At 51.5% G+C, this 5,658-nt stretch carries 2 tRNA genes and 3 rRNA genes; all 5 read left to right on the top strand.

Features of this window, described 5'->3' with window-relative positions:
• Nucleotides 1-230 precede the first annotated feature (230 nt).
• Nucleotides 231-1,769 (top strand): 16S ribosomal RNA (locus BTA51_RS28600).
• Nucleotides 1,770-1,866: 97 nt separating this feature from the next.
• Nucleotides 1,867-1,943, top strand: a tRNA-Ile gene (locus BTA51_RS28595).
• Nucleotides 1,944-2,080: 137 nt separating this feature from the next.
• Nucleotides 2,081-2,156, top strand: a tRNA-Ala gene (locus tag BTA51_RS28590).
• Nucleotides 2,157-2,479: 323 nt separating this feature from the next.
• A 23S ribosomal RNA gene (locus BTA51_RS28585) occupies nt 2,480-5,367 on the top strand.
• Between the two features lie 152 nt (nt 5,368-5,519).
• Nucleotides 5,520-5,633 (top strand): 5S ribosomal RNA (rrf, locus tag BTA51_RS28580).
• Together the 16S, 23S and 5S rRNA genes with 2 tRNA genes alongside form the textbook arrangement of a ribosomal RNA operon.
• Nucleotides 5,634-5,658: the final 25 nt, after the last annotated feature.

Below are 5,658 nucleotides of genomic sequence, written 5' to 3'. Positions count from 1 at the left end.
CTGTAGAATGGCGCGCCTCATCGGGATGAATGCCCGGGCGAGAAGATCTTTAACAAGTTAATCAAGCAATTTGTTGTGGGCGCTAGCTGAGACGGTTGTGGAGACACAGAATAGTCTTGAGTTAGTGACTCGTACAATTCATATGCGTGTATGAGAAATCATACGACATAAGCAAAGTACAGTAGTTTTAATTCGAGCAAGATTTAGATCTTAAATGATCTTACCTCTTTAAACTGAAGAGTTTGATCATGGCTCAGATTGAACGCTGGCGGCAGGCTTAACACATGCAAGTCGAGCGGAAACGACCTAGCTTGCTAGGGGCGTCGAGCGGCGGACGGGTGAGTAATGCATAGGAATCTGCCTGGTAGAGGGGGATAGCCCGGGGAAACCCGGATTAATACCGCATACGCCCTACGGGGGAAAGCAGGGGATCTTCGGACCTTGCGCTATCAGATGAGCCTATGTCAGATTAGCTAGTTGGTGGGGTAAAGGCTCACCAAGGCGACGATCTGTAACTGGTCTGAGAGGATGATCAGTCACACTGGAACTGAGACACGGTCCAGACTCCTACGGGAGGCAGCAGTGGGGAATATTGGACAATGGGGGCAACCCTGATCCAGCCATGCCGCGTGTGTGAAGAAGGCCTTCGGGTTGTAAAGCACTTTCAGTGGGGAGGAAAGGGTGTTCGCTAATATCGGACACAGTTGACGTTACCCACAGAAGAAGCACCGGCAAACTCCGTGCCAGCAGCCGCGGTAATACGGAGGGTGCGAGCGTTAATCGGAATTACTGGGCGTAAAGCGCGCGTAGGCGGTTATGTAAGCTAGATGTGAAATCCCCGGGCTCAACCTGGGAACTGCATTTAGAACTGCATGGCTAGAGTTTTGGAGAGGAGAGTAGAATTCCAGGTGTAGCGGTGAAATGCGTAGAGATCTGGAGGAATACCGGTGGCGAAGGCGGCTCTCTGGCCAAAAACTGACGCTGAGGTGCGAAAGCGTGGGGAGCAAACAGGATTAGATACCCTGGTAGTCCACGCCGTAAACGATGTCGACTAGCCGTTGGGCACCTTAGAGTGCTTAGTGGCGTAGCTAACGCGCTAAGTCGACCGCCTGGGGAGTACGGCCGCAAGGTTAAAACTCAAATGAATTGACGGGGGCCCGCACAAGCGGTGGAGCATGTGGTTTAATTCGAAGCAACGCGAAGAACCTTACCTGGTCTTGACATCCAGAGAACTTTCCAGAGATGGATTGGTGCCTTCGGGAACTCTGAGACAGGTGCTGCATGGCTGTCGTCAGCTCGTGTTGTGAAATGTTGGGTTAAGTCCCGTAACGAGCGCAACCCTTGTCCTTATTTGCCAGCACTTCGGGTGGGAACTTTAGGGAGACTGCCGGTGACAAACCGGAGGAAGGTGGGGACGACGTCAAGTCATCATGGCCCTTACGACCAGGGCTACACACGTGCTACAATGGGGCGTACAGAGGGTTGCCAAGCCGCGAGGTGGAGCTAATCTCTTAAAGCGTCTCGTAGTCCGGATTGGAGTCTGCAACTCGACTCCATGAAGTCGGAATCGCTAGTAATCGCGAATCAGAATGTCGCGGTGAATACGTTCCCGGGCCTTGTACACACCGCCCGTCACACCATGGGAGTGGGTTGCACCAGAAGTAGCTAGTCTAACCTTCGGGGGGACGGTTACCACGGTGTGATTCATGACTGGGGTGAAGTCGTAACAAGGTAGCCGTAGGGGAACCTGCGGCTGGATCACCTCCTTAAACGATATCTTCTGACTGTTTCAGTTCAGCGTTCACAACAAATTGCTTGATTAGTGAGTAGAGAGCTTGGATTTTGGGTCGCGGACCCATAAAGATTGGGTCTGTAGCTCAGGTGGTTAGAGCGCACCCCTGATAAGGGTGAGGTCGGTGGTTCAAGTCCACCCAGACCCACCAGAACTTCCTGAAACGTCGTTGTGAGCTTGCTCATGTGCAGAAGCACACTACGCAAGCCCACGCCTAGCTTCAGAAAGTTCTCCGAATGTACTTAAGGTAGTTAAGTTAAGTAGGTTTGGGTGGTAAATAGCTTAAATGGGGCTATAGCTCAGCTGGGAGAGCGCCTGCCTTGCACGCAGGAGGTCAGCAGTTCGATCCTGCTTAGCTCCACCATTCCTTCCTGGGATGGATGATAAGCGAACCTGAGGAAAAAAATTCAAGTGTTCTGTTAGATGGTAGAAACGAGTTCACGATGTTGAGTGAATTGGTTTCTGGCATTTGGTCAGAGAGCTCTTTAACAATTTGGATAAGCAAAAGTAAATCGAAACGAGAGATTGATCATTGCAGTGTAATGATTGATCAAACGGATAGATTTTACTGAGTGATTATACTCAAGCGCAAAACACCGGTGTTGCGAAAGCAACGAATCGTTACGGTGGAAACCAGCACTGTATAGTCTGTTGGGATCTAGGCAACTAGATTACTTCGGGTTATATGGTCAAGTGATTAAGCGCATACGGTGGATGCCTAGGCAACTAGAGGCGATGAAAGACGTGATAGCCTGCGATAAGCGTCGGTGAGGTGGCAAATAACCTTTGACCCGGCGATCTCTGAATGGGGAAACCCACTGAGCTTGCTCAGTATCCTGCACTGAATACATAGGTGTAGGAGGCGAACCGGGAGAACTGAAACATCTAAGTACCCCGAGGAAAAGAAATCAACCGAGATTCCCTAAGTAGCGGCGAGCGAACGGGGACCAGCCCTTAAGCATTGAGACGGATAAGAGAACACTCTGGAAAGTGTGGCCATAGTGGGTGACAGCCCTGTATCTGAAATCTTATCAATGTGAAATCGAGTAGGTCGGGACACGTGTTATCTTGACTGAATATGGGGGGACCATCCTCCAAGGCTAAATACTCCTAGTTGACCGATAGTGAACCAGTACCGTGAGGGAAAGGCGAAAAGAACCCCTGTGAGGGGAGTGAAATAGACCCTGAAACCGTATGCGTACAAGCAGTGGGAGCAGACTTGTTCTGTGACTGCGTACCTTTTGTATAATGGGTCAGCGACTTACATTATGTGGCGAGCTTAACCGAATAGGGGAGGCGTAGGGAAACCGAGTCTGAATAGGGCGAATTAGTCGCATGGTGTAGACCCGAAACCGAGTGATCTAGCCATGGGCAGGTTGAAGGTTGAGTAACATCAACTGGAGGACCGAACCGAAATCTGTTGAAAAAGATTCGGATGACTTGTGGCTGGGGGTGAAAGGCCAATCAAACTCGGAGATAGCTGGTTCTCCCCGAAAGCTATTTAGGTAGCGCCTCGGACGAACACCTACGGGGGTAGAGCACTGTTTGGGCTAGGGGGTCATCCCGACTTACCAACCCCATGCAAACTCCGAATACCGTAGAGTGATATCCGGGAGACACACGGCGGGTGCTAACGTCCGTCGTGAAGAGGGAAACAACCCAGACCGCCAGCTAAGGTCCCCAAGTCCATGTTAAGTGGGAAACGATGTGGGAAGGCTAAGACAGCTAGGAGGTTGGCTTAGAAGCAGCCACCCTTTAAAGAAAGCGTAATAGCTCACTAGTCGAGTCGGCCTGCGCGGAAGATGTAACGGGGCTCAAACATGGCACCGAAGCTGCGGCTGCATACTATGTATGCGGGGTAGGGGAGCGTTCTGTAAGTTGATGAAGGTGGATCGAGAGGTCTGCTGGAGATATCAGAAGTGCGAATGCTGACATGAGTAACGATAAGGGGAGTGAAAAACTTCCCCGCCGGAAGACCAAGGGTTCCTGCGCAACGCTAATCGGCGCAGGGTGAGTCGGCCCCTAAGGCGAGACCGAAAGGTGTAGTCGATGGGAAATCGGTTAAAATTCCGATACTTTGTATTGCTGCGATGGGGGGACGGAGAAGGCTAGGCCAGCACACTGTTGGATGTGTGTTTAAGCCCGTAGGGAGTGAACTTAGGTAAATCCGGGTTCATAATCCTGAGAGGTGATGACGAGGTCTCATAAGAGACTGAAGTGGTTGATGCCCAGCTTCCAGGAAAAGCCTCTAAGCTTCAGGCAATACAGAACCGTACCCCAAACCGACACAGGTGGTCAGGTAGAGAATACCAAGGCGCTTGAGAGAACTCGGGTGAAGGAACTAGGCAAAATGGTGCCGTAACTTCGGGAGAAGGCACGCCGTCATGTACGTGAAAGCCCTGCGGCTGGAGCGGAAGGCGGTCGAAGATACCAGGCCCCTGCGACTGTTTATTAAAAACACAGCACTCTGCAAACACGAAAGTGGACGTATAGGGTGTGACGCCTGCCCGGTGCCGGAAGGTTAATTGATGGGGTTAGCTTCGGCGAAGCTCTTGATCGAAGCCCCGGTAAACGGCGGCCGTAACTATAACGGTCCTAAGGTAGCGAAATTCCTTGTCGGGTAAGTTCCGACCTGCACGAATGGCGTAACGATGGGGGCGCTGTCTCCACCCGAGACTCAGTGAAATTGAAATCGCAGTGAAGATGCTGTGTATCCGCGGCTAGACGGAAAGACCCCGTGAACCTTTACTACAGCTTCACAGTGAACTTTGAACCTACTTGTGTAGGATAGGTGGGAGGCTTTGAAGCGGTGACGCCAGTTACCGTGGAGCCATCCTTGAAATACCACCCTGGTATGTTTGAGGTTCTAACTCTGGCTGGTTATCCCGGTCGAGGACATTGTGTGGTGGGTAGTTTGACTGGGGCGGTCTCCTCCCAAAGAGTAACGGAGGAGCACGAAGGTGCGCTAAGTACGGTCGGACATCGTACGGTTAGTGTAATGGCATAAGCGCGCTTAACTGCGAGACCCACACGTCGAGCAGGTACGAAAGTAGGTCATAGTGATCCGGTGGTTCTGTATGGAAGGGCCATCGCTCAACGGATAAAAGGTACTCCGGGGATAACAGGCTGATACCGCCCAAGAGTTCACATCGACGGCGGTGTTTGGCACCTCGATGTCGGCTCATCACATCCTGGGGCTGAAGCCGGTCCCAAGGGTATGGCTGTTCGCCATTTAAAGTGGTACGCGAGCTGGGTTTAGAACGTCGTGAGACAGTTCGGTCCCTATCTGCCGTGGACGTTGGAGATTTGAGAAGAGTTGCTCCTAGTACGAGAGGACCGGAGTGAACGAACCGCTGGTGTTCGGGTTGTGATGCCAATTGCATTGCCCGGTAGCTACGTTCGGACAGGATAACCGCTGAAAGCATCTAAGCGGGAAGCCCCCTTCAAGATGAGATCTCCCTGAGGACTTGATCCTCCTAAAGGGCCCTTGTAGACCACGAGGTTGATAGGCTGGGTGTGTAAGCGTTGTGAGGCGTTGAGCTAACCAGTACTAATTGCCCGAGAGGCTTGACCATATAACACCGAAGTGATTTAGGTGTTTTGTGAGAAGAGTATAATCATTGCTTATCTGATTGTTATGAGTGATCGAATGCCGATTTTATCAGTGGCCTTGCGAAGGTAAGAAAGCGAGGTTGCAAAACGAATAAGCTAGCGCTTAGCGGTTTTGCCTGATGATCATAGCGAGCTGGAACCACCTGATCCCTTTCCGAACTCAGAAGTGAAACAGTTCAGCGCCGATGGTAGTGTGGTTCGCCCATGTGAGAGTAGGTCGTCGTCAGGCTTCTAATTAAGAGCCCCATCCAGGT

The organism is Hahella sp. CCB-MM4 (assembly GCF_002260525.1).
In the GTDB taxonomy this organism is placed as follows: domain Bacteria; phylum Pseudomonadota; class Gammaproteobacteria; order Pseudomonadales; family Oleiphilaceae; genus Hahella.
Note: the sequence above shows the minus strand (reverse complement) of the source record. Positions and strands in the feature narration are given on the sequence as shown.